The organism is Cloacibacillus sp. An23 (assembly GCF_002159945.1).
Classification (GTDB): domain Bacteria; phylum Synergistota; class Synergistia; order Synergistales; family Synergistaceae; genus Caccocola.
Window position 1 is genome coordinate 1 of record NZ_NFJQ01000012.1, and the last position, 22,566, is coordinate 22,566.

At 56.3% G+C, this 22,566-nt stretch carries 31 protein-coding genes; all 31 read right to left on the reverse strand.

Annotated features, from left to right (window positions below):
• Positions 1–2,654, reverse strand: a 2,654-nt coding sequence (locus tag B5F39_RS11875; protein WP_143330741.1) for a tape measure protein, incomplete at its 3' end; no start/stop codon positions are given.
• The gene (locus tag B5F39_RS11880) at positions 2,630–2,929 is read right to left on the reverse strand and encodes a hypothetical protein (RefSeq protein WP_143330742.1); all 300 of its coding nucleotides are present in this window, start codon (positions 2,927–2,929) and stop codon (positions 2,630–2,632) included. The genes B5F39_RS11875 and B5F39_RS11880, both read right to left, overlap by 25 nt.
• A 14-nt stretch (positions 2,930–2,943) precedes the next feature.
• Positions 2,944–3,291 (reverse strand): GTA-gp10 family protein, encoded by a 348-nt coding sequence (locus B5F39_RS11885; RefSeq protein WP_087367910.1) that lies wholly within the window; start codon positions 3,289–3,291, stop codon positions 2,944–2,946.
• An 11-nt stretch (positions 3,292–3,302) separates the two neighbouring features.
• A complete protein-coding gene (locus B5F39_RS11890; protein WP_087367913.1) occupies positions 3,303–3,728 on the reverse strand; it encodes a hypothetical protein in 426 nt (141 codons plus the stop codon).
• Positions 3,728–4,108 carry a DUF3168 domain-containing protein gene (locus tag B5F39_RS11895; protein WP_087367916.1) on the reverse strand — a complete coding sequence of 127 codons (381 nt, stop codon included), beginning with the start codon at positions 4,106–4,108 and terminating at the stop codon, positions 3,728–3,730. Before B5F39_RS11895 ends, B5F39_RS11890 begins: the two co-directional genes overlap by 1 nt.
• Positions 4,101–4,544, reverse strand: a complete 444-nt coding sequence (locus B5F39_RS11900; protein WP_158096043.1) for an HK97-gp10 family putative phage morphogenesis protein — start codon at positions 4,542–4,544, stop codon at positions 4,101–4,103. The genes B5F39_RS11895 and B5F39_RS11900 overlap by 8 nt, the downstream gene beginning before the upstream one ends.
• Before the next feature lie 2 nt (positions 4,545–4,546).
• Positions 4,547–4,864, reverse strand: coding sequence for a phage head closure protein (locus B5F39_RS11905; protein WP_087367922.1), 318 nt, complete (start codon positions 4,862–4,864; stop codon positions 4,547–4,549).
• Between the two features lie 10 nt (positions 4,865–4,874).
• Positions 4,875–5,198, reverse strand: coding sequence for a head-tail connector protein (locus B5F39_RS11910; protein ID WP_158096044.1), 324 nt, complete (start codon positions 5,196–5,198; stop codon positions 4,875–4,877).
• Positions 5,199–5,246: 48 nt separating this feature from the next.
• Positions 5,247–5,726 (reverse strand): hypothetical protein, encoded by a 480-nt coding sequence (locus tag B5F39_RS11915; RefSeq protein WP_087367929.1) that lies wholly within the window; start codon positions 5,724–5,726, stop codon positions 5,247–5,249.
• Positions 5,727–5,741: 15 nt separating this feature from the next.
• Complete coding sequence (locus tag B5F39_RS11920) at positions 5,742–7,043, reverse strand: phage major capsid protein (RefSeq protein ID WP_087367931.1); 1,302 nt, start codon at positions 7,041–7,043, stop codon at positions 5,742–5,744.
• A 12-nt stretch (positions 7,044–7,055) separates the two neighbouring features.
• Entirely contained in the window at positions 7,056–7,826 is a 771-nt protein-coding gene (locus tag B5F39_RS11925) for an ATP-dependent Clp protease proteolytic subunit (RefSeq protein ID WP_087367934.1), read from the reverse strand.
• On the reverse strand, positions 7,816–9,090 hold the full coding sequence (locus tag B5F39_RS11930) for a phage portal protein (protein ID WP_158096045.1): 1,275 nt from the start codon (positions 9,088–9,090) through the stop codon (positions 7,816–7,818). Before B5F39_RS11930 ends, B5F39_RS11925 begins: the two co-directional genes overlap by 11 nt.
• Positions 9,091–9,104: 14 nt before the next feature.
• The gene (locus tag B5F39_RS11935; RefSeq protein ID WP_087367940.1) at positions 9,105–10,802 is read right to left on the reverse strand and encodes a terminase TerL endonuclease subunit; all 1,698 of its coding nucleotides are present in this window, start codon (positions 10,800–10,802) and stop codon (positions 9,105–9,107) included.
• On the reverse strand, positions 10,774–11,241 hold the full coding sequence (locus B5F39_RS11940) for a phage terminase small subunit P27 family (protein ID WP_158096046.1): 468 nt from the start codon (positions 11,239–11,241) through the stop codon (positions 10,774–10,776). The genes B5F39_RS11935 and B5F39_RS11940 overlap by 29 nt, the downstream gene beginning before the upstream one ends.
• Positions 11,242–11,336: 95 nt before the next feature.
• On the reverse strand, positions 11,337–11,726 hold the full coding sequence (locus B5F39_RS11945; RefSeq protein WP_087367946.1) for an HNH endonuclease: 390 nt from the start codon (positions 11,724–11,726) through the stop codon (positions 11,337–11,339).
• A gap of 211 nt (positions 11,727–11,937) precedes the next feature.
• Positions 11,938–12,537 (reverse strand): tyrosine-type recombinase/integrase, encoded by a 600-nt coding sequence (locus B5F39_RS11950; RefSeq protein WP_087367949.1) that lies wholly within the window; start codon positions 12,535–12,537, stop codon positions 11,938–11,940.
• A 72-nt stretch (positions 12,538–12,609) separates the two neighbouring features.
• Positions 12,610–13,380 (reverse strand): site-specific DNA-methyltransferase, encoded by a 771-nt coding sequence (locus tag B5F39_RS11955; protein WP_087367951.1) that lies wholly within the window; start codon positions 13,378–13,380, stop codon positions 12,610–12,612.
• 227 nt (positions 13,381–13,607) lie between these two features.
• Positions 13,608–14,105: a hypothetical protein gene (locus B5F39_RS11960; protein WP_143330744.1), complete on the reverse strand. Its 498-nt coding sequence runs from the start codon at positions 14,103–14,105 to the stop codon at positions 13,608–13,610.
• A 53-nt stretch (positions 14,106–14,158) separates the two neighbouring features.
• Positions 14,159–14,632, reverse strand: coding sequence for a single-stranded DNA-binding protein (locus B5F39_RS11965; protein WP_087367957.1), 474 nt, complete (start codon positions 14,630–14,632; stop codon positions 14,159–14,161).
• Between the two features lie 25 nt (positions 14,633–14,657).
• Positions 14,658–15,836, reverse strand: a complete 1,179-nt coding sequence (locus B5F39_RS11970; RefSeq protein ID WP_087367960.1) for a DnaB-like helicase C-terminal domain-containing protein — start codon at positions 15,834–15,836, stop codon at positions 14,658–14,660.
• A complete protein-coding gene (locus tag B5F39_RS11975) occupies positions 15,817–16,737 on the reverse strand; it encodes a helix-turn-helix domain-containing protein (protein WP_087367963.1) in 921 nt (306 codons plus the stop codon). Before B5F39_RS11975 ends, B5F39_RS11970 begins: the two co-directional genes overlap by 20 nt.
• Complete coding sequence (locus B5F39_RS11980) at positions 16,734–17,579, reverse strand: hypothetical protein (RefSeq protein WP_087367966.1); 846 nt, start codon at positions 17,577–17,579, stop codon at positions 16,734–16,736. The genes B5F39_RS11975 and B5F39_RS11980 overlap by 4 nt, the downstream gene beginning before the upstream one ends.
• A 5-nt stretch (positions 17,580–17,584) precedes the next feature.
• A complete protein-coding gene (locus B5F39_RS14300; protein ID WP_158096047.1) occupies positions 17,585–17,734 on the reverse strand; it encodes a hypothetical protein in 150 nt (49 codons plus the stop codon).
• Positions 17,735–17,747: 13 nt separating this feature from the next.
• Positions 17,748–18,290, reverse strand: a complete 543-nt coding sequence (locus B5F39_RS11985; protein WP_158096048.1) for a DUF3310 domain-containing protein — start codon at positions 18,288–18,290, stop codon at positions 17,748–17,750.
• On the reverse strand, positions 18,287–18,508 hold the full coding sequence (locus tag B5F39_RS11990; protein WP_087367972.1) for a hypothetical protein: 222 nt from the start codon (positions 18,506–18,508) through the stop codon (positions 18,287–18,289). Before B5F39_RS11990 ends, B5F39_RS11985 begins: the two co-directional genes overlap by 4 nt.
• Positions 18,501–18,728 carry a hypothetical protein gene (locus B5F39_RS11995; protein WP_143330745.1) on the reverse strand — a complete coding sequence of 76 codons (228 nt, stop codon included), beginning with the start codon at positions 18,726–18,728 and terminating at the stop codon, positions 18,501–18,503. Before B5F39_RS11995 ends, B5F39_RS11990 begins: the two co-directional genes overlap by 8 nt.
• Positions 18,729–18,768: 40 nt before the next feature.
• Entirely contained in the window at positions 18,769–20,448 is a 1,680-nt protein-coding gene (locus B5F39_RS12000) for a DNA cytosine methyltransferase (RefSeq protein ID WP_087367978.1), read from the reverse strand.
• On the reverse strand, positions 20,441–21,055 hold the full coding sequence (locus B5F39_RS12005; protein WP_087367981.1) for a nucleoside triphosphate pyrophosphohydrolase family protein: 615 nt from the start codon (positions 21,053–21,055) through the stop codon (positions 20,441–20,443). The genes B5F39_RS12000 and B5F39_RS12005 overlap by 8 nt, the downstream gene beginning before the upstream one ends.
• An 84-nt stretch (positions 21,056–21,139) precedes the next feature.
• The gene (locus tag B5F39_RS12010) at positions 21,140–21,871 is read right to left on the reverse strand and encodes a hypothetical protein (RefSeq protein WP_087367984.1); all 732 of its coding nucleotides are present in this window, start codon (positions 21,869–21,871) and stop codon (positions 21,140–21,142) included.
• 12 nt (positions 21,872–21,883) lie between these two features.
• The gene (locus tag B5F39_RS12015) at positions 21,884–22,228 is read right to left on the reverse strand and encodes a hypothetical protein (RefSeq protein WP_087367987.1); all 345 of its coding nucleotides are present in this window, start codon (positions 22,226–22,228) and stop codon (positions 21,884–21,886) included.
• Positions 22,229–22,328: 100 nt separating this feature from the next.
• On the reverse strand, positions 22,329–22,547 hold the full coding sequence (locus B5F39_RS12020) for a hypothetical protein (protein ID WP_087367990.1): 219 nt from the start codon (positions 22,545–22,547) through the stop codon (positions 22,329–22,331).
• Positions 22,548–22,566 lie beyond the last annotated feature (19 nt).

The following is a 22,566-nucleotide window of genomic DNA, read 5'->3' on the forward strand; positions in this document are numbered from 1 at the left end:
AGCGCGCGCATAATGAGCGCTTTGACAATTACCGCGCCGATGTCCTGCAAGAGGCCGAGCATTGCGTCGCTGAGCGACTCCGTGCCGCGGATGGCGCTCTCGAAGGCGCTGCCGATGCCGGATGGCACGTTATATAGTGATTCTTTGGCGCTGTCCCATGCGGCGCTTGCCTGCTGAGCCGCGGTAGGATATTTGTTCATCGTATCGTTGAGCGCTGCGAGCTCTTCGTTCGCCATTTTTACGACGAGCGGCATATCCGCATACTGCTGTTTGAGCTGCTCAAGCGTCGCCTTGTACTGTGCCGCGCTGACGCTGCCGGACTCGTAACGCTTCTTGATGAGGTCGAGCGAGTTCGAGAATTCTTCGCTTCCAATATTTTGATACGCGGCGAACCACGCCTTCTCGTTGTCCGTCCAGTTGAATACGTCTTTCGTCTTCAGCCCGAGCTCTTCGATTTTCTTAGAGAGGATGTCGAGGTATTCGGTGTTCGACATGAGCCCCTGCGAGTTCTCCCAGCCGAGGCCGGAGAGATATTCGCGGTCGGCACGCTCGTAGACTTCGGCGAGCTCCTTCGCGGCCTCTTTCTGTTTCTCGATGCGCTCGAGGACGCGGCCGGCGTTTTCGGCGCTGCGCTCCGCGTTTTCGCCGAGTATGTCGAACTTGAGATCCGTGACGGCCTTCCAGTCTTTTGATAACGTGGGCAGTTTTGCCTGCCACCTGTCGAGGACGGCGAGGAATTCGTTGCCGTCTTTGCCGAGGTACTTCATCTGGTCGCGTATGTTCTCGACGAGCTTCTCGGCGGCTGATTTTCCGCCGGACGCCGGAGTTGACGGAGTTCCTCCTTTTGGCGAAGAAACGCCTTTATTGACAGACTCTTCCAGTTTCTGGCGCTCCATGAGGAGCTCTTTTAACTTTTCAATGCGGGTCTGCAACTCTGTACGCTTCGCTTCATATTCCTCCGTGTTGAAATTTTGCCCGGAGGCTTTCGCGAGCGTATCCTGCGGCAGAGCTACGCCTATCTCCGGTATGAGCAGGCCGCCGCCGTCGTAAGTCTCTTTCGCATTCCATAGCTCCATAAGGCTGAGCTTCGCGCTGAGCGCTCTTTCTTCAAGAGCGGCCAGCTCTTTACCTGCGTCTTTCAACGCCCTTTCAAGCTGCGCGGCATTCGCGCTGGCAAATTCATGATTGACGCTCGCGATGGCTTTCTGCGTTATTTCCGCCTGTTTCGCAGCGTCTTCCATACGCTCTTTTAAGACGAGCCATGCGGTGCCGCCAGCTATGAGCGCCGCCCACCCGGCAGGGCCGATGGAAGCCATAAGCGCCTTCATTGACGCGCCGAGGCCGAGAGCCGCCGCCTTCGCGAAATTCATCGCGCCGCCCGCGGCTCTGACCTGCACTTCGGCTAAGACGAACGCGCGAGACATCTTGGAAACTACGGTCGTAGCTTCGCCAATCATGAGATAGCCGTTTTTTACCTCGGAGCTTACGCTCTTCCATGCGCTTGCCGCTTTGCTTGCTATAGGGATAACGCCCGCTATAGTCAAGCCGGTGGTCACAAGCGCCTTCATATCATCGTCGACGAGGTTGGTCGTTCCGCTTAATTCGGAAAACGCGAGGCCGAGCGCGGCGGCGCCTCCGGCTATCGGAGCGAACGCCGCGTATGTTCCCGCCGCGGTCGTCGCTGTTTTCAGGAGCGCCGGGACAAGGACTCCTGTCAGCGCGGAGCCGAGGGCTATGACGCCTGCCTTGGCTGAATCAGGGACGAGCTCGCCTATCGCCTCGCGGAATCCGCTTTCCTTTACCTCCTGCGCGAAATCTCCGAGCCACGACGTGGCGCTCGCGAGGCGTTCCTTCAGGTCAAGCTCTTCCGTTATGCTGTCGCCGATCTCGCGCATGATTACGGCGACGGAATCCTTCGCGTTGCTGAGCTGCTGCGGAATCTCGTTCGCCATCTCTTTCATCATGCCGCCGTAGCGTTTTTTCATGCCGGACAAGAGAGCTTCTATTGCAGCCTGTGAAGAGATAAGCCCCTTCGTTGTCATGTCCTGCACTTCCGCCACGGACTTGCCCATTTCCTCGGCGAGGATCTGCCACGCGGGAAGCCCCGTCTCGGAGAGCTGCGAAGTCATTTCTTCGGCGGAGAGCTTGCCTTTGGCCTGTATCTGCCCCAGCGCGCGGGTAATGGCGTCGATGCCTTCCTGCCCCTTGCCGAGCGCCATCGATGCGTCTCCAACGGTTTCAAGTATGCCGATAACTTCCTCGGCCCGGAATCCGAACGCCTGCAAGCGGCGCGAAGCGTCGACGATCCCGTTGAACTCGAACGGCGTCGATGCCGCGAATTTTTCCAGGTCGCTGAGATGTTTCTGAGCCGCAGCGGCGCTGCCGGTGAGGACTTCCATCGATTTGCTCGCGACCTGGAAATCCGAGGACATCTTGACCGCGGCGGCTCCGGCGACGCCAAGGCCGGCGGCGGCGTATTTCATTTTTGCAAGCAGTGCGTCGGACAATTTCAGCGCGTTTTTGCCGAAGGCCACGTCAAGGTTCCTGTTCACGCTGCGGCTCATCTGCTGAACGGAGCTCGTAAGCTGCTTCATGGCCTTCGCCGCTCTTGTCACGTCGGCGTCTATGGTTATCGACGCTTTATTGCTTGGCATCGCCCCCCCGCCTCCTTTATATTCTCAAGCCTGTATTTGTTCGCCTCTTCCGGCGTCATCACGCGCCCGCCTTCCCATTCGCCGCAGAGCTTCTCTATCGACGGCGGTTTCCTGCCCTGATAGAGCGCTACGAATACGGCGAGCTCCGCGCGCTCGCGCCTCGCAAGGTAGTTTTTGTAGTTGTACGCATGGATGAGGTCGGACAGCTGGCCTCTGGTGACGTGCCAGAGGTCTTCGTGCGTCAGCCCGAGCGGGCCGAGCGCCATTAAAAACATGGACTGCCGTTCTTCTAGGCAGTCCCTTCCGCGTTTTTTGTTTCTTCGCCTTCGGCGGCGGGCGGCATGATACGCAGAACGAACGAGTTGGTAAGCTCGCCGATAACGTCCGCATACACGGCCGGATAATCGCCGTCGGCCTGATCCAGTATCGCGCCGGCGCGTTCGAGCGTCATGCCGCGGTGGTTCGCGAGCAGCCCGGCCCAGAATATGGCGCGGGTCATGCGCAGGTCCAACACGCCGTTTGAGATTTGCTGCATGACGGCGCTGAGCGGCTGATGCACAGTGTCCTCAAGCAGGCAGACCGCGTTGAGGCCGAACTCGATTTTATAATTTTTGCCGTTTATCGTGATTTCGCGCATGAGTGTCCCTCCTATGCTCCCGTCTGCGCGGTGCTGTCTACGTCGCCGCCGGCGACGAATGTGACGGACGCTTCAACGCGGCCGTCGACCGAAGCCGAGTAAGAGAGGCCGGTTATGTAGGCCGGTATCTTATCCTGCGGCTTCGACGCGCCGGTGCCGTCGGGGCGGTAGAAGATGTATATAAGCGTGTCGTCCTTCTGGGCCCCCTCGATGAGCTGGAGCGTCTCGCTCTCGGGGTCTACGATTATCGTAAACTCGCCGCGCGCGTCTCCCTGTCCCGGGACGTACTGTTTGTTTTTGTCGAAGACTCCGGTCACGTCCACTTCGGTTTTGCTTTTGTCGTAGCTCCAGCTCGCGAGGGCTTCGAGGAGGTCGGGCTCGCCGACTCCGTCTTCCGAGACCATGAGCTGAGCGTTTTTTGCAAGCTGTCTGGCCATCACTCAATCCTCCTATCGTAATATCGTATCGTCGCGACGCCGTGCCACCAGTCGGGCTCGGCGGCGTCGCGCATTATCTCTATGCCGTCGTAGAGCGCCCAAGAGGGCACGGCGGCGGTTATCAGGTCGTTGATTTCAAGTATCTGCCTGCGCCCTCCGGCGGAGGCGTTCGCGCGCGCCCATACGTCGAGGTCTACCGTCACTTCCGAGCCGCTGTTGTCTAGGAGCTCGTCGCTGACGTTCTGCACCGACGCGACGGCGATGTATGGAGACACGGCGTCGTCCGGCGGCTCGTCGTATATGCCGCTGATTTTCGCCATGAGCGCGGAGTTGCCGGCGAGCGCCTTGTAGAGCGCCTCGTATTTCATGAGGTCAGTCATTCGTGACCGCCTCTTTTAGCATCTCGTTCATCTCGCGCTCTATGAGCTGCGCTTTGGACGCGAGCGCGGGGCGCAGGAACGGACGGGCCTTTACATGGCGCGTGCCGTATTCGACGGCGAAGGCGTAATAGACGGGAGCGCCGGCGGCCTGCTTTTTGGTCTTGCTTTTTGTGACCCGTCCCGTCTTCGGGTAGTCGGCGTACACGACGCCGCGCATCTTGTTGTATGAGCGGCTCCGTTTCCACGTGCGAGCCGTGACGGAATCTCGAAGCGCGCCTGTCTTGACAGGAGCCCGGCGCTTCGCGTCTTCCATCACTATGTCCGTAAGTTTTCGGAGACGCTCGTATGTTTTTTCGCGCAGCTCTTTGCGCTGGAGGCGCTCGAATTTTTTCTGGAGCTTGTCCATGTCCTTCGTGCCGAATTTGAACTGGATCATCTTCACGCCTCCATCCTGCAATCCATCTCGCATACCGCGCGCGCGTAGTCCGGCCGCACGGCGCGGACGGTGAGCGTCTTGCCGCGCCACGTGATGACATCTCCGTTTTGCGGTTCGACGCGCCCGAGGCGTATCGTCACCTCGTGCGTGCGGATTTCAAGGTCGCGGCCCGATATGATACCGCTGCGCGAGCGCGTTGCCGTGACCTTCGCCCAGCAGCCGCAGAGCTTTTCAAGCGTCCGCGTCTCTCCGCCTATGCCGTCGCCGCCGGTCTTCGGCCGCGAGATGGTTATCCGCTCGCGAAGCTCGCCCGGGTTCATGGTCGTTCTCTCATACCGGCAGATTTCGCCGAAGGTTCAGAATCGCCGTCACTCCGAGAGGAACCTCCAAAGCGGCGTCTTTTACACCGACTGCGATGCGGTTTTCAAACAAATGGCCTATGAGCAGCAGACAGGCCGCTTTTTCCATTGCGGGCATATCTTCGGCTTCAACGACGCTGCCGTCTGAGTTTGCTCTTTCCACATACACCCTGTTCTGGTAATTTTCGGCATACTGACGCGCAGCAGTGATGAGCGTCTCTATATAGCTGTCCTCGTCGCTGTAAGTAATACGCAGGTGTGCTTTAGCTTCAGACAGCGTTATCGGTTCCGGCACAGCCGCCACCTCCATCAGAAATAAAAGGGTGAGCACGAGCCCCCTGAGTTATACAGTCAGCTCCGGCCCCTCAGCCGCACCGTAGCGCAGATCGCCGATTATGTAGAGAGCGGAAACGATATTCGCCTCGTTCGAGAGGGCCGCTTTAACGCAGATGTACGAAAAACCGTTTTCCTTGTCAAGAACATCAGTATCGACTTGAAATACCACGATTTTCTTTTTGAGCTGCGAGTCCGTAGTGTAGCTGACCGCATCCTCTTTCCGTTCCAGGTATTCGGAAGCGGCGGCGTCCTCGTTCGCCCAGATGGGCACCTTCTCCGTTATTGCCTTCGACTCAGTACCGGACGCATCCTTAGCCTGTTCGATGGTCAGCGCGACCGCAGCGGCGTTAGCCTGGTTTATGTGGCAGACCACCGCGATGCGCGGCGCACCGGCGAGACTTATGTAGTCTCCGGCTGCAGCGGCTGCTCCGGTGCTCGGTGTAATGGCTTCTATGATTTTCGTCTGTTCGGCGAGCGAGAATTTCATTGTCAGATTACCTCCTTACGCCCTGTCGGCAAGGGCAACGAACGGCCCCATCAGCTTGTTGCCCTTCAGCGTTTTCCAAGGCGAGCCATCCCACGGCTGTCCGTTGTTGCGCTGTATGAAACGGAATGCGGTCTCGTCGGTTACGAACTTGACGTGTATCGACGTTTCAATCTCGGTGTTGCCTTTTTCTATCATGAGATACTGATTCAGGTCGGCGAGCAGGATGTCTCCCTTCGTGCCGATCTCCGGGCAGTGCTCACACGGTATGACCGGCCTTCCGAGCAGCGTTCCATAAAGCCCGCCTGAGAGCCCGGTCGGCGGCATATATACGAGGTTATCGTTTATCGCAAGCTGCGGCAGCACCTCCTGCACGCCTACCTGTGAAACGAGCCATACCGCGTTCGGGAGGAAACGTGCCGGCATGGAATAGAACATCTTGAGTATGTTCTGGACGTTTATCGTCTTCGCCGCCTGGTTGGTTTCCTTTGCGACGGTGACGAGCGCCTTGCTGTTCAATATGCCGAGGCATTGCCCCGCGCCGCTGCCTTCGAATATTTCCTGGTCGAGCTTGAAGCCGAAATTATCGGCGTATCCGCGGCGGATTAGAGAGCCTAGCGCCGTTGCGTCCCGCAGAGCGCGATTCGTCACGTAGAGGAGGCCGTAAAGGTCTTCGAGCCGGATGTCCCGCGTCTTCATCTTAGCGGTCTCGCCTGCCTTCATTTCCTCCGCCTCGCCCTTGCGGTAGACCTTGAACGCGCCGCCCCAGGGGCCCTTGCTCCTGTCCTTATCGTCAACCTCCATATATTCAAACCCGTCCGAGTTCGCGCCTATCGGGATGCGCGAGACGCGCGACGCGAGGACGCCGGATTCCGTCGCCGACTCCCGAAGCTGAGTGGCAAAATCGGTCTGGACGAGAAAGCCGACTTCGCTCGCTATGCTGGTGCGGATGCCGGCGGCGGAGTTGACCGCGGTCTGCTTATTTTCGGCCACGTCCACGGGATAATCGACGTCCGGGCTGCCGGCAAGCCGCGCAACCGCCTGAAGCTGCTCACCGAAGCTGTTGAACGGGCGTTCGTTTTTATCCTTCGGCACTGCAGGAGACGGGCTTATGCTCATAGACGCCGGCATCGGAGCCGCGTTTATGAACCCACCGAGAGAACGCATCTCCTCAGCGCGCTTCTCTTCGGCCTCTATTTCCGCTTTGAGCTTCGCGGCCTCGGCCTTAAGCTCGTCCCATTTCTCCTGGCTGAAGCTGTCAGAATCGTTCAGCGCCTTCATCTGCTCGAATACGGCTTTAAGCTTTGCTTTTTTGTCCATGACATTTCCTCCTTAAAAAATTAACATTTCCATTGCGAGGAGCTCGCGCGCACGTTTGTTCTTTTCCTGCGGCTGCCCCGCACCGCCTTCGTTTCTTTGCTCGTCTTCTCCGTTCCCGGACTCCGCTGCAATCTCATCGATAAGCCCAAGCTCGTGAGCACGCTCGGCGGAAAGGAATGAGTCGTGACGCATAAGCTCGCGCACGTCATGCTCGCTTAAGCCAGAGCGGCGGCAAATAAGCGAGACACATCTGGCTTCGTGCGCCTTCATGCTGTTCAGGTGATCCTCTATCTGCTCCCGTGTGCCCAGCGCCAGGCCGGAAATTGGATGGATTAGATATTCCGCGTTTGGGTACGAGTAACGCCGGAAAGCGGCCTGCAGTATCATAATGCCCATGCTGTAGACCGCGCCAGCGCCTAGGACCGACACCTTGACGTCGCGCTTTCGATTCCACTCCGCCATCATGTCAACAATCTCAAAACCATCCGTAACAATCCCACCGTAAGTGTTGAGCGAGATAACCAGTTCGCTGCATTTTCCGGCTATCTCTGTATAATGATTTTCTACGGCGTGGAAATACTGGACGAGGTATTCATCTACGAGACAGTTGACACGCAGAAGCATTTTGCCGTTTTCAACAACGGCTCCGTCAATATCTTCCTTTACGGATATTCTCACGTCGCGCGGGGTGTCCGACCAGTAATCTTCTACGTAGCCGCGGATATCGCGTCCCGGAGCTAAAAGCAGCGGGGAACCGCGCAGAAAATGATATTTATTCTTCATCTGCACTCTCCTTTACATCAGGCTGCCGTGTCATAGCGGTGCTGAGCGGTATCATGTTGCCGTTCACGAGGTAGGCATCTCCGCCCTCTTCCGCCGGGATCGGGTTCATGTCTTCCATCTCGCGGATGTCGTTCGCGTTCATTACTCCGTTTTGACGCATAAAGTTGTAATAATTTGTTTTCGTCGCCATCGCGACACGCGACTTGGAATTCAGATTAAATTTGAAAAAGTATCCCAGTTCTTTCTCTTCTTGAGTCAGAAGCACCCGGCGCAGTTCCTCTTCCCACTGCACGATGCGCGGATAGATGCATTGCTGGTCGAATTCCATACTCTGGTGCTCGATGTTGCTGAAAGTAGCGCGGTCCAGAATCGCTATCTTATGCGGCGGCACGCCGAAGAAGCGGCAGACCTCGTGCATCTGATAGCTCCTTGTTTCAAGGAACTGCGCCGCGTCGTTCGGGATCGTAAGCTGCTGGAATTTCATGTCCTCCTCAAGAAACATGACGCGCTGCGCGTTGCTCAGCCCTTCGTATGACTCCTTGAACGACTTTTTGAAATTATCCAGCGCCTCCTGGCTCAGCGCCCGCGGATACGTAGCGATGCCTGACGCAAGAGCGCCGTTTTCAAAGAAACGCGAGCCGTATTCCTCTCCTGCAATCGCCAATCCCAGCGCGTCGCGTGCGAGTGATACGAATCTCATGCCGACTACGCCGTCGCCCAGCCCGCGCAGGTGCAGCATACGTTTTTCATCCAGGATGACTTCGCCGTTTTGCACTGCGACGCGGTAATAGAGTTTCCGTGTATCAAGGTCGCGCTCTTTTATTACGCGCCACGACGGGATAGGCCAAAGACCGACTACCTCTCCCAGTCTGTTGCGCTGCACCTCGGCGTAGCCGTTGCCCCACAGCTCCAGATTGAATGTCATTGTTTTCTTGAAGTCGGAGGCGGTCATTTCCGGGTTGGGCTCAAAGCGGAGCAGGTCAGCCAGGCCCCCGTGTACTCTTTCTTTGCCGCCGTTCGGCATCGTCCGCATAAAGTGAAGCGGAGACGCCCCGATTTCCGACGCAATAACGCGGATACAGGCATATACAGCCATGACCCGCACTGCGTCGGCTTCGGTTATTGTCTGTCCGACCTTTGACAGCGCTCCGAGCATCGGCATACACATAAGCCACTGAGTAATTGGGTCGTCAGTCTCGGCGACAAGCCTGTTGTAAAGAGTCTTCACCTTGGCCAGGAACCCGCCTTTTTCTTTTCTCACCACATACAGACACCTCCTCATATAGCGACGACGCCGCGCATCTCATATATGCTCGGGGCATTGCCACCCTGCGTCGTCGCACGCCCTATCGCCATGACGGCGGAGACTGGGCCGTCAATTTTTTCTCTGCTTTTTTCTTTATCGAGCTTAATATTGCCCGCCGGGTCCTGGCGAATGACGACGTTGCTCATCATCCAGTTCATGACGGGGTTGCCTCCGTGATGATATTTTTTCGACATGATAAGAATTTCGAGCTGTTTTGCCGCAGGACTGATGCTTAGAAATCCCTGTTGGAATTTGACCATTTCAATGCCATGGTCGATAAGGTGGTTCGTTATCTCCGTCGCGTTGTAGGGGTCGTAGGCGAGCTCGCGTATCCTGTAGCGGCGCGCGAGCTCAAGTATCCTGTGCTCTATGAAATCATAATCAATTACCGAACCTTCCGTCGCGTGTACCACGCCGTCGCGCACCCACACGTCATACGGAACTCTGTCGCGGCGCACTCTGTCCTCGATACGGTCTTTGGGCACCCAGAACTCATAGATATTCTTGTATGTGCCGTCCGGCTGAGGAAATGTGAGCGTCAAGGCCGAGATGTCAGTCGTCGTCGATAGGTCCAGCCCGCCGTAGCACTCGCATCCGGTCAAATCCGAGGCGTTGACCTCGCCTGCCGTCTCATTCCATTTATCCGGCGTGATCCAGACGCTTTCCGCGCTTGTCCAGACGTTCATGTGAAGGCGAAGGAACGGATTGAGCGCGGCTGGAGACGAGAGCGCATATCTGGCCTTCCTGCGAAGATCGCTGATTTCGACCGAAACGCCGAGGTTCGGATTCGGCTTCATCCAGTTAAGCTCGTCCTGCCAGTCGTCTCCATCGTCAAGCGTGAATATCATCCCGAAAAATTCGTCGTCCGGTATGACGCCCTGTAGAATTTTCTCGGTATGGTTATGCTTTTCCCGGCATATCCCGTTCTGGTTGACGCCGGCCGTTGTGATGGAAAACAGAAGCGGCTGCCGGCGCGCTCCCGTAGCCGTGTCGATAAGATCGTACACGTCTCTGGTTTTATGCGCGTGCAGCTCGTCGATTATTCCTCCGTGAACATTGAGCCCGTCAAGCGTGTCTTTGTCGGAGCCGAGGGGCTCAAACTTTGAAGCGCTGTCCAGAACGAACATACTGCTTGAGTTGACTGTGATAAATTTCTTGAGTTCCGGCGAGCTGCGAACCATGCGCTGAGCTTCCGAGAACACAATCTTCGCCTGCTCGCGTTTCGTAGCGACGACATATATTTCGGCTCCGGGCTCTCCGTCTCCGTCAAGAAGGAAAAGGCCGTTGCCGGCGGCGAACGTACTCTTTCCGTTTTTCCTAGCGACCTCCAGGTATGCCGTTCGGAAGCGCCGCAGGCCGTCTTTCTTGCGCCGCCATCCATACAGCGTATAGACTATAAACTGTTCCCACGTAGAAAGAACGAACGGTCTGCCGGCGAACTCTCCCTTGGAATGGTGCAGAAAAGAGAAAAACTTGAGCACTCTTTCCGCCTGCTTCTCGTCGAAATAGTATCCGCGCCGGCCTGCGCTTTTTAAATCGTTGATATGGCGCTCTACAGCGAGCCTTACCCACCTGCACACCGGTATTTTTTCGTTTACGACGCAGTCGATATATCTCCTGGCCCAACGGATTGAATTTTCTCTAGGACGCCCCGCCCCTAAGAGCCGCATATCCGCCGTCACCTCCGCCGCCCTTGTCGTCGGCGGACTTCATTACGCGCTGCTTTGCAGACGGAGTGAGGCCGAATTCAGCCTCAAGTTTCAACAGCTCTGACTGTGCGTCGCGCATTACGCGCCACGAAGGGTTATATCTTTCCCCGGACATTCCTTTATTAAGTACGACTCCGCGCTCCATGACGTCGGCAAGCGCTTCTTTATATATCCCGAGCAGGTCTATGTATCGCCCGAATGCGCGCCTGTCGCTTCTTTTTGCGACATTCATCGTGACAAGGCTGTCCCATAACTCCTTCTCGCCCGGAATATCCATGAAGCTTTCTGTGCAGTCTGCGTCTAACGGAAGCTCGACAAGCGGAGGCTGCTTTTTCTTATGGCTTCTGCCGCCGAGCTTCTTGATTCCCTCCGGCTTTGGTTTCCTTCCACGTGTGGCCATAGCTCCACCTCCATTTTTGCTGAAATTCGGGCGCGTTTTCACGCGTCGCCCAACCCGGTCTGGAGGCGTAAACCTCCAGAGATTTTGCCTCCCCCTTATACCCTCGCAGTACGTTTTTTCCGTTCTTCCGCCGTCTTTTTGTTGTGACATGCAGTACATAACGCCTGAAGGTTGTCGAAGTCGGTCATCGAGCCGCCGTCCCTTATCTCCAGCTTATGGTCGACTATGACTGCACTGACGATTCGATTTTCCTTGAAGCAATGCTCACATAGAGGATGGAGAGCCAAGTAACGCGCGCGTATGCGTTGCCATTTGGCGCTGTGATAAAACTTGTGAATCTCAGGACGCTCGGCATCATAGCGTTTATTGCCGTCTGCGGTTTTGTCTCGCGCATAGTCTTTATGTGCGGCGCAATATCGTTCGTTGTACTCAACCAGAGCACCGCAGCCTGGATACGCGCATGGTTTCTTCGACGCTTTAGGCATTGCCGGTCACTCCTATCTTATATACTTTCAGTTACCTATATGCTTTATACCGGAAGTTTCCACATCAATGTCCCATATCTTATATTGTGGGACATTTGTTTTAATACAAGGCAAGATTGCCGCATGCTTGACTGGATGCGGCTTTGTAGGGCATTAAGCCGCACTGTTTTTATCCATGCGTTTTCAGACGGTTTAACCAATGGAACACAACTCAGGCCATAATGCCGCCAATGCGCTGATAGACTGAATTCAGTTCGTCTTGAGTGATGCCTATGTAACGTTTGGTGATGCCTATATCTGAATGGTTGAATATCTCTTTTATATACATTATGTCAACTCCGGCACGGAACGCATGATAACCGAAGCTTTTGCGCAGCGAATGACATGCGACGGGCTCCGTGACGCCCGCCCGGCGCGCCACGTTTTTGATAATTCTTCCCGCCTGCCGGCGTGACAGCGGCTTTATCCCGCTGTGATACGGCGACGGGAAAAGCCATCCCTCTGACGCCGCCATGCCGCAGGCGTCAAGCGCAGCAATCTGGCAGGCGATCGCGTCGCGCGCCGCTTTGACCAGCTCCACCTGTTTCCCTTTTCTCGTTTTCTGTTCGTTTATTACGTAGCAGTGCGCAATATGCCACTTATTCCCTGCCTTCTTTGCCACATCTGATATTTTCAAAGAGAGGATGTCTTGAACGCGCAGGCCGGTATGAAAACCCATTGCTATCAGGCAAAAATCACGAGGCCGCTCAGATGCGATTTCTTTCATGCGTTTGATCTGCGCGACCTTACGTATCGGTTGGACGAGTTTCATACTTTTGTCCTCTCATAAAAATATTGCCCGGCACAGACGAATGTGCCGGGCTGTGTGTGGTGGTATGACTCCCTAGGAGGCAGGGCCAACTTGTATTTCAACGCCTTGCCGCGCGAGACGTTCTTTCGCCGCCTCGCACCAAGCCGCTTCTTTCTCCATTCCTATCCATCTCCGTCCGAGAGCTTCGCATGCCGCTGCCGTCGTCCCGCTGCCAATGCAGTTGTCCAACACCGTTTCGCCGGGACGGGTATATGTGCGGATGAGCCACTCAAAGAGCGCCTGCGGCTTTTCCGTCGGATGTTTCGTCCGTGCTTCCTGCGGGAAATGAAGCACGCTGCGCGGGTATCTCGTTCCTGTATTCTCCTTATCTATGCTTTTGCCGTTGAAGCGATAGACTGCGCTCGTCTTGCTCTTACCGCGTTTTGTTTTGTACGGCCTGCCGCTCGTCATCTGAGGTTCGTAATACGGCAGTTTCTTATAGAATATTAGAATGTTCTCATGAGCCCGGAGCGGCATCCTGTTCGCGTTCAAGAAGCCGCAGGCTTTCGTCTTCTCCCATATAAGCTCATACCTGAATTTCATTGGTCTAAGACAAGAATTTATAAGCTCAGTGACAAAAAGCTGCTGAGCCGTAAGACAGACGACGCCGTTATCCTTGAGGCAGACGTTCCATGCCCGCCAAAGCGGAGCTAATTCGATTTTTTTATCCCAATCACAGTTTGTGGTGCCGTAAGGCAGGTCGCAGAGGATCATATCGACGCTGCCTTTCAGTATCTTTCTAAAATGTTCCATGCAGTCCCCGTGATAGAGGACTCCGTTCTCTGTGCGCAAATATACAGACATATAGACCTCTTTTTGATATACTATCAGTAGTCTATGTGCCTTCATCACATAGATGAAGAGGCGGATAGGAGTTTCATTCCTTCCGCCTCGCCTCCAGTAAAAGCCTCTTCCGAAGCTCTTAACTCTATATTGACTATCCGAACCGTCCGCCCGGCTCGCTTGCCGATGCTAACATTATATCTATTGACAAAAACATAGCTAGGGCCATAGTGAGGACACCCAATTTTTCAATTCAGCTTTTTGTCCAGCTCCGGATCGTCGTAGAGCACGATCTCGCCCTCGCGCGGGTGCGTTATGAGGTACAGCGCTATCGTCCTGACGATCTTGTTCCTGCGGCGGCGGACCGTCTTAGGCACGATACCGTCATAACGCCGCCCTATCATCGCCATTGCGCCGCCCTTGCCGTCGCGTATCTCGCCGCCGGGGCGCACGAAGGTCGAATACATCGCGAACAGCTCCCATGTCTCGGGCCATTGCTGCCGGTAGTCGTTGAAGGCGCGCGCTATGTTCTTCCAACCTCCGAGGAAGCAGACTATCTCGTCGAATTTGTTCTCAAGGATGTTCTGCGCCAGCGGAACGCCTTCACCGCCGTCGATATGTACGCCGTACTCTTCCTGAGAGCCTTTTTTCAGGTCGTGCAGCGTTACGGCGCTCGGCGGCTCCGCGCGGCCCAGCAGGATGGCGAGTCCATTGTCGAAGCAGGCTATAAACTTTATGAAATTCATGACCTCTGAAAGAGTAGGCGTGTCGTGCATTGTCGTCTCCTTTGCGCCGCGCGCTAGAACGGTATGTCTGCGGCGGACGCGCCGCCCATGCCCTCTAAGCTGCTCAGATAGCTCTCGTCCATTTCCGGCATGTCGCCACCGTATACGCCTCCGCTTGACTGTTGCGCGATGGATTTTTTGTTTATCCAGCACATGGAGCCGAGCGAGAAATTCCATAGACGCGCTTCGATGACGGCCTCGTAGCGCTGGCTTTTCTCGTTGTGGTAGACGCGGGCGCGCGGGTTCTCGACCCGGGCCATTACCGCCGTGCCTTTGGCGATGTTCATGCGCTCGAGCTCGCGCGCGTAGTCTCCCCAGGCCGTGAGGCTCCACCACTGCTGGTACTTGTTTTCGTACTGTCCTGTGGCTTCGTCCTTCGTGCTTTTACCGCAGGCGAGTGAGATGCTGAAATAATATTCCCCGCTCTTGCCCGTTCCGGCCCGCGTGCCGGCTACGAATCCCTCTACCGTGCAGATTGCCTTGCCCATTTTCTCTGCCTCCGTTTTTATTTTTTCAGATGTTGAAGACGCTCGCGGCCTGTTTCAGCCTCTTCACGCGCTCCGCCGTCCCTCCGAAGGAAAGTGAGCGCGCGTTGAGGTCGAGCCGGAAGCTCTTGCCGCTCGCGTTTTTCCGCGTTTTCGTCACTGTGGCGACGATGGCCGTTTCGCCGCCTTCGCTTTCGTCCTTGAGCAGCTCTATCTCGACGTCGGCGGCATCCTCGACGTAATGCCCTCCTGCGGCGTGCCCGCCGCTTCCGCTCTTCTGCGCCGCCTTGCTGCTGCGTCCCATCTGCGAGAGCAGGATGACCGCGATGCCGAGGTCTTCTTTGAGCGAGACTATCTTCGGGACGAGGTCGTAGACGGCTTCGAGCTCGGAGCGGTATTTGCCGATGAGCGTCAGATAGTCGATGATCACGAGGTCGGGCGCGACCTGGATTATGATGTTCGCCGCCTGATCCCACGAATAGGGCTCTCCGCCGCGCGGCCTGCCTATGAGGCGGAAGCGCCCTGCGTCGCGCTCAAGTATCCTGCCGTATGCCTCTTTCACCGCCGGATGTTTGTCGTGTACCATGCGGTAGAGTTCGCTCTGAAAGCAGTTCATCTCCCGCATGAGACGGCGCGCTATAACGGTCTGAGGCGGCATGTCGAGCGAGAAGAACAGCAGCCTCGAATCGAGCGGCATCTGGTACATGAAATCGTCTACTGCGTTGAGGGCGAGCGACGTCTTCATGCTTCCGGGCGCTCCGACGAGCGCCATCATCTCGCCTGGGTACAGGCCGCCGTATGCGCGGTCGAGCTCCACGACGCCGAAGCCGTAGCCTTCGAGGTTCTTCCATTCGGCGACCTCGCTCGTCAGCTTCGCAAGGTGCTGGCCGGAGGTGCTCGGGACGAGGCTGATGCCGTCTGACTCGGAGGAGAGCATGACGTCGTCGCCGTGCGACGGAAAGCGCGAGGCTTTCAGCGAACGGAAGCCCTCGGCGACCGCGCGCCTGATGACGGCGCCGGAGACGAGGACGTTCCCGCCGCCGTCGCTGCACAGCTTCGCGAGATGCTTCCCGACCGACATGGGGTTCATGCCTCTGGTGATGACGTCCTCCGCCTCTACGGCGAGGAGCTGGATCACGCCGTCCTCCCAGTCGTCCGGGCTGTCCCTGCGGGCGAGTTCGATGAATTTAGCCAGCTTCTCGGCCATCTCTCACAAAGACCTCCCGCCGCAGTATCTCGCTCTCTTCCGGCGGCTCCGAGAAGTCGTGCGCGTTGAGCCACGTCGAGGGATGCTTGATATACTGCTCGTCCCTGTCCCGCACGTCCTCGATGTACTTCGCGAGGCGCACGCCCATGTTGATGACCCATTGCTTCTGCTCGTCCGGGTTGCGGGCCTTTGAGAGCACGCGCATGAACGTGTTCCGCGCCCGTTTCTTGTCCACGTGGCGCGGATAGTTCGGCCAGAACTGCCGCTCGAACCATTCGTCGAGCGGGTTCGGGTTGTCCGCGTGCGCGCGCCGCGGTTTTGATTTTTTCTTCCCGGCCTTGGAAGACGGAGAGGCGAGGTCGAAGCTCTCGGACTCGTCCGCGGCTTCCACCTCTTCCGTGTCCCGTGTTCCCGGTACTGGTTTCTCATACTCGCCCCCTTGGGGGGCTATAGGGGTATTTGTTTCTCGTAATACTGATTCTCGTAAACGGTCTGCATATGGTGCAGGGGTAGGCCTGCATGGTGTGCAGTCTGCTCCGTTTTCAGCCTGCACCTCCTGCACGCTGCTTTTGCGGAAACACTCGGCGCGATGGCCTATGAGCGTGTAGACCGACGCTTTTTGATGACCGTCCTTGTAGACCGCTTCCGAGGTGATTATCCCCATGTCCTTGAGCTCTTTCAGGGCGTAGCGCACCTGACGCTCGCTCAGCCCCGCCGTCTCGGCAAGCGTTTTGACCTTGACGCTCCAGCTCCGAGTCCTGATGTCCATGTAGGTCGTGAGCAGCGCGTATATGCCTTTCGCGTAAAACGACAGGCTACTGCTCTGCATGACCTGTATATCGAGGTGTGAAAACCAGAAATCACGGTTGTCCCGAAAATTCATGTTTTCGTTCGGATTCATTGCGCCGTCCTCCTTTCTCGGAGCCCTAAGCTCCTAGCCGTCGCATTGATCGCCGCGGGACGCGTCCACGACGTTTGAAAGCGCGTCCAGTCTTTATCTTTGGTTTGCCGGCCTTCTTTGTCGCGATAGTACATAGCGAATGGATACAGGCCAAGGCGAAGGGTATCTATGCAGCGCTGTTCCGCCGCTTGAATCGTGTCTCCCGGATAACCGCAGAGCACGTAACATCTCGCCTTATAGGGCCTGTACCACTCGCTAGCCTTGAGTATTTCCGCAGCCTTTACCAAGGGTTCCCAGTCGTCCGGCGTATCAAAGGCGAAAAACGCTTCTTTGACTTTCGCCTGCTCGAAAAGCTCCACGTGCCATGGCGCTAAGCGTTTCGCTTCGAGGCCGCCTGACAGCATGACGTTCGATTGCTCGGACAGCATTTCAAAAACGCGGCGAATATGAGCCTCAGAACAGGCGAGAAGATTGTCGTCCAAGACGTTATTCCCTGCCGTAAGCGGCAGTTCCCTTAAAGGGCCTTCACGCTTGGGCACTTCGCAGAACCAACAGCGGTTAGGACAGCCGCGTGAGGTTATGACATAGCCCGGCGCAAGATACATCCCGGGCGTAAAATCCCCTCCGCGCTCACCAGTCGCGGGCCCGCCGAGTTTGACCGGGGCGACGCGACTCCATGCACGCGTCAAACGCTCGGCCTCTTTAAGGTCCCATGTGAACGTCACGCTGACATGGACTTCCGAGATGTCTGGCGGGATGAAGAGCGGAACGTCGCCGATAAAAGCGTATTCGTCGCGCGGCGTCGCCTTTGTCCGCCGCGGGAAAACCCTGGCTATAGGCATACACGTCACTCCTTGTTGTTATTGCGCGGTTGGGTAACGTAGCAGAACAAGGCGACAATCGCTTTTAACACCGCCTCTATCCCGCAGACGATTACGAACAGATACAAGAACGTCCACACCGGATGCTCGCAGGCAAAACGATAGACCAGCTCCATCACCGGCGCCTCCTCACGGCTTTACCGTCTCGCCGCGCTCGGCCATCGCAAGCCACTGCGCGTATTGGGCTATCTTCTCGGCCTCTTTGAGGCGTTCGTCCTTGTGACCGTAGCGCAGCGAGTATTTGATGACGTTTCCCCATAGAAAGCCGCGGAACTCTTCCGCTGAGAAAAGCGTCTGCATGATCTCGATAGGCTGCTGATCCAAGAGCTGATAATGCGATGCGGCCTTTGAACCACCAAACGCAGCAGTACGCCTATTCCACATATCACGCGCTTCATTAGGCGAGAGAATACCTCTGAACTGTAGGGCGTTCCCGCATTTGGGACAAATAATGGCGGTAATGTGCCCGTCATAGCGCCACCCCATATTTTTATTTACCATAGCCTCCACGTAACCACCGCAGAAAGGACATGGCAAAAGCGAATTTTGAAAATACGCCTCTTCTTCGGCCTCTTGCAACGTCATAGAAGCACGAACGCGTTCTGCTTCCCACTCCCAGATTGATGTTAGCCTACTATGTTTTCTATCTATTTCTTTATTTCTATCCGTCATATTCTTTTCCTCCATCCGTTTTCACGGGCCATCTCGTCTAATGCCGACTGCGCCGCCTCGGCGCTCTCGTATCTGACTTCGTTGACGCACGACGCGCCTGCATTTTTCTTGTGACATACGACGACGCTGTAATATACGTATCTGCTGTATGCAGTTTCGCTTCGCCGCACGAAGTATTCCGCACCGCTCTCGCTGTAGCAGGTGTATGGATTACCCATCTTTGCGCGCCTTTTTGGGCGGACGCCCGCGACGGAACGTTTTCGCGACGGCGTCTTTGTTGCGAAGGTTCCATTCTGCGGCTGCCAAGAGGAAGTCCGGCTGTACGGAAGTACTGTACCCGCACTCGTCGCAGCTGATACGGTAGTCCCCGCCGCCTTGCAGCGTTATCGTGATGTTCGTGTTTCCGCAGAGACACGGCTTGAGCGGAGCGTCAGACATTACGCTCACCTTCATTGGGCTTTTTCTGTATCGTCGCCATTTAGGCCGCCTCCCTTTTCTCATCATTTCCAATTTTCCAGTTGGCTTTGACCAGCGCCGCTGCGACCTGCGGGCATACGCTGTTGCCGCACATACGGACCTGCGCGGATTTACTCAGCGGTTTGCCGTTGTACAGCGGGTCGATGATGTAGTCGGGCGGGAATCCCTGAGCGTTGAAAAGCTCGCGCGGCTGAAGCATTCTCATGCCAATGTCGGTTATGACGTATTCTTCGCCGTCAATCCGCACTGTAACGAGGCTCATCCTGTCCTTGCCTGTCACGGTGTGCATCGGTTCCGTCACCGGCGCGCCGCTTCTCTCGTTGCCATAGTATTTGTCGAGGAACGCTGCGACGAGGCCGGTCTTGCCGCCGCATCCGTCCGGCATGACGGTCCCAAGAGGCTGCTCGATGTCCGCTCCGCTGGACGTGCCGAACTGGCGCATGAGCGTGCAGGCCGCAAGGCTGTGATGATCTATCGCCGTGACGGTGCCTATCGGCTCGTTCATCTTCTGACCGACGACGCCGCTGTAATGTTTGAGTAGATTCGCACAGCATAGAGCGTAGCGCGGCGAGGCGTCTATGACGTTGAGAGGAACGTCAAGTGTTTGCCCTCTGACCTCGCGCCTCATCTGCTCTGTGTGGTACTGCGCGAGAAACGCGGCGCAGAGCGCAAACTTGTTGTGCTGCGTCGTTACCGTGTGCAATGGATCTTCCACGTCCTGACACGGTTTTTCCCCCCATGTCTGCTTTACGAGCGCCGGAACGACGATGCCGAGAGCGTGAGGACTTCCGGCTGGGCGTTCAGATTTGCCGCCGGCCGTTATAGTAGGCATGGGCTCCGTAAGCTCCTGCCCTACCGCCCCACTTCTGAACTTAGTGATGTGTGGGGAAACAATACCTGCGCGGCTTCTGTCAACTATATACGGATGAGGGTTATTGAGAATATATTTGACAACGCCTTTTGCGATACGCCGCATGGTGTTTTCGACGAGCGGCTTTTCCCTCTCGAATATCGAGCGGACAGGGATAGACCAGTCTATACACTCCGCCGCCGTCCTGTAAGGCTTGCGCCCCGGGCCGTGAGAGGGCTCGGGCCATCGCGCGGGAGTGCGGTCGGAGGTCGCTATGAGGAAAAAGCGCCTGCGCGACGTCGGCGCGCCGTAGTCGCAAGCCACGAGCTCGCGGTAGTCCACGGAATAACCTTCGCGGCGCAGATGCCTCACAAATTTATTGAATATGGTCCCGCGAAGGTGCATTTTCGGGAATCCTCGCTTATCCAGCGGGCACCAATCTTGAAACTCTTCTACGTTTTCGAGGATTATCAGCCGCGGGCGGACTCTGCGCGCCCACTTGACGGCGGTCCATGCGAGCCCGCGGATGCGGTCGGATTTCGGCGCGCTGCCTCTTGCTTTGCTGAAATGAGTGCAGTCCGGCGACAGCCACATGAGGTCGACCGGCTCGCCCGCCGTGACGGCAAGCGGATCAACTCCCCACATATCTTCGATGTAGTGCCTTGTTCCGGGGTGGTTCGCCTTGTGCATCGCCATCGCCTCAGCGTTGTGATTGATGGCTATGTCGGGGTCCCGTCCCAGCGTCATACGTATGCCTGTGCTGGCTCCGCCGCCTCCGGCAAAGCTGTCGACTATCAGTCCCATGTACGCAGCCTCCTTCCTATTAGGCATTCCACGACGCCTCTTTGGGCAAGAACGGCTTCAGCTTCGGCTCCTCAAAGTTCGGCCCTTTGAGCACCTTGCCGTCTTCCCTGTATATCGGTTTCCCGTCCGCGCCGAGCTTTGTTAAGTTGCTGCGCACCACCTCGGCGAATGCGCCCTGTATGTCGCAGTCAAGAACGAGTGCAAGGCCGACCGTCGTGAACAGTAGGTCGCAGATGCCGTCAAGGACTTTGACGGACGGCCTGAAATCGCTTTCACAGATTTCGTCAAATAGCTCTGATAACTCTTCCCTGACGCACTTGAATTGTGTCCAGACCTCTTTCTTTGTCTTCGCCGGCGTGTTCAGCCTGTAGAGACGGCGGAATTCTTTCACGTCCTCCACCCACTGGATGGGCGCGGGCTGGTTTTCCACGTCTTCGATGAGGTATTTCAGCTCGCGGCCGAGGTCCCCGAACATGACTTCGAGCGTGCCGCGCAGCTCGATGTCGCCTTCGCCGCCTTCGGCATGGTATTCGTCGTTTATTTCCGTTTCGATTTTGCCGGGCGCTTCAAGCATTGAATCAAGCGTCTTTTTGAGCGTTCCGAGCTGCTTTTCGGTAAGCGTATAGTTCTTCATGGTCAATCCTCCGCTGTGTTATAATCCGTTTAGTAACTTTTGACATGGGCCGGCCGGGAGTGCAGTTCCGTCCGGCCCTCTTTTTTACAAGTTTGCGCTGCCTTCGACTACGAGCCAGCCGTCGAGCTCTTTCTTCATGCTGTCGTACAGTTCTTCTTTCGCGTCCTGGAGGTAGCGCGGGAATTTCGGACATGAGAGCTGGAACAACAGCGGCTCGCCAGGAGATTTCGGCTTCTGAATTTCAAGCTCGATTTCCATCATCTGTTCCCAACCGCTGTTCTTGAATATTTCACATTTCATGATAAAAGATTGAGGAATGCGGACCGTGCCTTCCGCTTCCTGCACTTTGACAGCGAAGGTATAGTTGTTGCGGCTGTCATAAGTGAAATCTCCGCTGACGCTAGTGACATATTTGAAGTTCTTGATGTTGTAGAGCAGTTCATCAAGGTTCTCTATTTCGCCGTCGCTGCGGCGTTTGAGAAAATCGACGAACTCTTTGATGTTAAATATGGCCCCTCTTTGGAGTATCTGTATCCACTCGTCGCAGATAACGGAATACTTGAAGGGCATCGTAACGGTGTCGAGCTCTCTGTCCTGAACGGAGTCGTCGAGGATCGCGTAGAATCCTTTCTCGTGACCGAATACGACGGCGCGGTCCTGAACGCCTTTAGCTTTTACGAGCTCGACGAAGCCTTTCACGGACGACGCTTCATACCGGAATCCATGATACTGGAATATCTCCGGAGCATCGCCGCCGTATACCATTACTCTGCCGTCTGTTGGCAAGCCGGCTATTTTCTCGATGTTGACGTTCATATTTTTGTCCTCTTATATGGAGTTTTCTTCCGTCGGCGCGTCGCTCGGGAAGAGCGAACCGTCTCTGCGGACGCGGGCCTGTCCGAGGTCCCATGCGTCGGCTTTGAGGTTGCCTACGAGGTCGCGGCGGCATATCGTCGCTTTCTTTTCGCTCGCAAGCGTCGGCTTGATTTTTGTGCTCATGTCGATAAGTGTGTCGCTGTCCTCGCAGAGCTTGAACGAGACTGTGATAGTTATGCTCGCCGTCTGCTTTTCATCCTTCAGCGAGTTCACCACCGCAGGGATAAGCTTTCGGAACTGCGTATCAAGGTCCGCCATTTCTCTGAGGCTCAAATCCACCATGTCTGACTGCATCATTTGGGAGTGCTCCTTTCGTGTGTTATAATCTGGTCAGTGTTTCTTTTTTCATGTTGGGCCTCTCCTGTTGGCGCAGGAAGGTCCTTTTCTTTTGCCCGCGTCATTGGACTTCTTTGAGGCCGCGCCGCTGCGCGAAGCCGTCGAGGTCGGCCTGAGCGTCCTCGAACGCCGTCCGCAGCTTGAGCTCGTCGTTGTAGAGCAGTATGTGGCGAGTGCCCTTCCTGTCGGTGAAATACGTGGCGTAGCCCGTGCCGTTTACCGTCGGATGCCCTTCAACTGCGAGCGTCTTGCCGCGGTACAGGTATTTTCTTGCCTGCATTCTTCTTCCCTCCTTTCGA

What these genes read in the sequence shown, in the direction of transcription:
- B5F39_RS11880 (WP_143330742.1), bottom strand. Translation starts at nt 2,929, where the DNA reads ATGTTTTTAATGGCGCTCGGCCCGCTCGGGCTGACGCACGAAGACCTC.
- B5F39_RS11885 (WP_087367910.1), bottom strand. Translation starts at nt 3,291, where the DNA reads ATGCGCGAAATCACGATAAACGGCAAAAATTATAAAATCGAGTTCGGC.
- B5F39_RS11890 (WP_087367913.1), bottom strand. Translation starts at nt 3,728, where the DNA reads ATGGCCAGACAGCTTGCAAAAAACGCTCAGCTCATGGTCTCGGAAGAC.
- B5F39_RS11895 (WP_087367916.1), bottom strand. Translation starts at nt 4,108, where the DNA reads ATGACTGACCTCATGAAATACGAGGCGCTCTACAAGGCGCTCGCCGGC.
- B5F39_RS11900 (WP_158096043.1), bottom strand. Translation starts at nt 4,544, where the DNA reads ATGATCCAGTTCAAATTCGGCACGAAGGACATGGACAAGCTCCAGAAA.
- B5F39_RS11905 (WP_087367922.1), bottom strand. Translation starts at nt 4,864, where the DNA reads ATGAACCCGGGCGAGCTTCGCGAGCGGATAACCATCTCGCGGCCGAAG.
- B5F39_RS11915 (WP_087367929.1), bottom strand. Translation starts at nt 5,726, where the DNA reads ATGAAATTCTCGCTCGCCGAACAGACGAAAATCATAGAAGCCATTACA.
- B5F39_RS11920 (WP_087367931.1), bottom strand. Translation starts at nt 7,043, where the DNA reads ATGGACAAAAAAGCAAAGCTTAAAGCCGTATTCGAGCAGATGAAGGCG.
- B5F39_RS11925 (WP_087367934.1), bottom strand. Translation starts at nt 7,826, where the DNA reads ATGAAGAATAAATATCATTTTCTGCGCGGTTCCCCGCTGCTTTTAGCT.
- B5F39_RS11935 (WP_087367940.1), bottom strand. Translation starts at nt 10,802, where the DNA reads ATGCGGCTCTTAGGGGCGGGGCGTCCTAGAGAAAATTCAATCCGTTGG.
- B5F39_RS11940 (WP_158096046.1), bottom strand. Translation starts at nt 11,241, where the DNA reads ATGGCCACACGTGGAAGGAAACCAAAGCCGGAGGGAATCAAGAAGCTC.
- B5F39_RS11945 (WP_087367946.1), bottom strand. Translation starts at nt 11,726, where the DNA reads ATGCCTAAAGCGTCGAAGAAACCATGCGCGTATCCAGGCTGCGGTGCT.
- B5F39_RS11950 (WP_087367949.1), bottom strand. Translation starts at nt 12,537, where the DNA reads ATGAAACTCGTCCAACCGATACGTAAGGTCGCGCAGATCAAACGCATG.
- B5F39_RS11955 (WP_087367951.1), bottom strand. Translation starts at nt 13,380, where the DNA reads ATGTCTGTATATTTGCGCACAGAGAACGGAGTCCTCTATCACGGGGAC.
- B5F39_RS11960 (WP_143330744.1), bottom strand. Translation starts at nt 14,105, where the DNA reads ATGAATTTCATAAAGTTTATAGCCTGCTTCGACAATGGACTCGCCATC.
- B5F39_RS11965 (WP_087367957.1), bottom strand. Translation starts at nt 14,632, where the DNA reads ATGGGCAAGGCAATCTGCACGGTAGAGGGATTCGTAGCCGGCACGCGG.
- B5F39_RS11970 (WP_087367960.1), bottom strand. Translation starts at nt 15,836, where the DNA reads ATGGCCGAGAAGCTGGCTAAATTCATCGAACTCGCCCGCAGGGACAGC.
- B5F39_RS11975 (WP_087367963.1), bottom strand. Translation starts at nt 16,737, where the DNA reads ATGAATCCGAACGAAAACATGAATTTTCGGGACAACCGTGATTTCTGG.
- B5F39_RS11980 (WP_087367966.1), bottom strand. Translation starts at nt 17,579, where the DNA reads ATGCCTATAGCCAGGGTTTTCCCGCGGCGGACAAAGGCGACGCCGCGC.
- B5F39_RS14300 (WP_158096047.1), bottom strand. Translation starts at nt 17,734, where the DNA reads ATGGAGCTGGTCTATCGTTTTGCCTGCGAGCATCCGGTGTGGACGTTC.
- B5F39_RS11985 (WP_158096048.1), bottom strand. Translation starts at nt 18,290, where the DNA reads ATGACGGATAGAAATAAAGAAATAGATAGAAAACATAGTAGGCTAACA.
- B5F39_RS11990 (WP_087367972.1), bottom strand. Translation starts at nt 18,508, where the DNA reads ATGGGTAATCCATACACCTGCTACAGCGAGAGCGGTGCGGAATACTTC.
- B5F39_RS11995 (WP_143330745.1), bottom strand. Translation starts at nt 18,728, where the DNA reads ATGTCTGACGCTCCGCTCAAGCCGTGTCTCTGCGGAAACACGAACATC.
- B5F39_RS12000 (WP_087367978.1), bottom strand. Translation starts at nt 20,448, where the DNA reads ATGCCTAATAGGAAGGAGGCTGCGTACATGGGACTGATAGTCGACAGC.
- B5F39_RS12005 (WP_087367981.1), bottom strand. Translation starts at nt 21,055, where the DNA reads ATGAAGAACTATACGCTTACCGAAAAGCAGCTCGGAACGCTCAAAAAG.
- B5F39_RS12010 (WP_087367984.1), bottom strand. Translation starts at nt 21,871, where the DNA reads ATGAACGTCAACATCGAGAAAATAGCCGGCTTGCCAACAGACGGCAGA.
- B5F39_RS12015 (WP_087367987.1), bottom strand. Translation starts at nt 22,228, where the DNA reads ATGATGCAGTCAGACATGGTGGATTTGAGCCTCAGAGAAATGGCGGAC.
- B5F39_RS12020 (WP_087367990.1), bottom strand. Translation starts at nt 22,547, where the DNA reads ATGCAGGCAAGAAAATACCTGTACCGCGGCAAGACGCTCGCAGTTGAA.